Consider the following 1,000-nt stretch of genomic DNA (forward strand, 5'->3'; position numbering starts at 1 on the left):
GTGTGTCAGGTGTATATAAAGGGCCTGACACGCCGCCGCGCGGGGCAAGCCCGCTCACTACAGGTACGGTTTCATATTCGTAGCGAGCCGTTCTGCTAGCATCGCCGCCTGCCTTTTATCGAGTGGCCCGCATGCTACGGATTGCAGCCTTTACCCTCCTCGCCACCCTGTGCACCCAACCGGCTTTCGCCGAGCAAACCTTCGACTGCGCTGGCGCCACCGTGACAATCGGCGTTGACCCAACCCTGCCCTTGCTCACCACCGAAAGCGCCGAAGTCCTGCTGCGGGTAAAGCGCGGCCCCCGGGAAACCCTGCTGCGCTACTACGGCATCGACTCCATCGGCGGCGCCTGCGACACCCACGCAACCGGCGGGCCACGCATCGTCTACCAGGCCGTGTGCAACGGCAGCGGCTGCCACGACCTGTCGAACTGGGGCGTGATCAATCCCCAGACCTTGCAGGTACTGCTCATCCCCGCCGATGACAGCCTGGAACCAGCGACCCGCCTGCTCGGCCACCCGCCCGCACTCGAGGGTGAAAAGGTGAATGTGAGCCTGGAGGCACATCGCCTGGGGTTGCCCACACCTTGATCAGTGCGCCAGTTCAAGCCAGCGCCTACAGGGGGCAGTGACGCTTCACCTGTAGGAGCCCGGCTTGCCGGCGATAGCGGTAGCCCGGCTTGCACCGGTGCTGGCTGATCGGCCGCCATCGCTGGCAAGCCAGCTCCTACACGGGTTCGGTGGTGCTCAAACTGTAGGAGCCCGGCTTGCCGGCGATTGCGGTGACCCGGCTTGCATCGGTGCCAACTGACCGGCCGCCATCGCTGGCAAGCCAGCTCCTACACGGGTTCGGTGGTGCTCAAAGTGTAGGAGCCCGGCTTGCCGGCGATAGCGGTGGCCCGACTTGCACCGATGTTGCGCCCCCCTGTAGTGGGGGGGGGGGGGGGGGGGGGGGGGGGGGGGGGGGGGGGGGGGGGGGGGGGGGGGGGGGGGGGGGGGGG

General features: G+C 67.5%; 1 protein-coding gene. It reads left to right on the forward strand.

Annotation, left to right across the window (positions count from 1 at the left end):
* Positions 1 to 131 precede the first annotated feature (131 nt).
* Complete coding sequence (locus AC07OV_RS30565) at positions 132 to 590, forward strand: hypothetical protein (RefSeq protein WP_176998699.1); 459 nt, start codon at positions 132 to 134, stop codon at positions 588 to 590.
* Positions 591 to 1,000: the final 410 nt, after the last annotated feature.

The organism is Pseudomonas sp. GW821-FHT09A09 (assembly GCF_059418405.1).

Excerpts from the sequence above, each read along its gene's own strand:
- AC07OV_RS30565 (WP_176998699.1), top strand. The coding sequence starts at position 132 with ATGCTACGGATTGCAGCCTTTACCCTCCTCGCCACCCTGTGCACCCAA.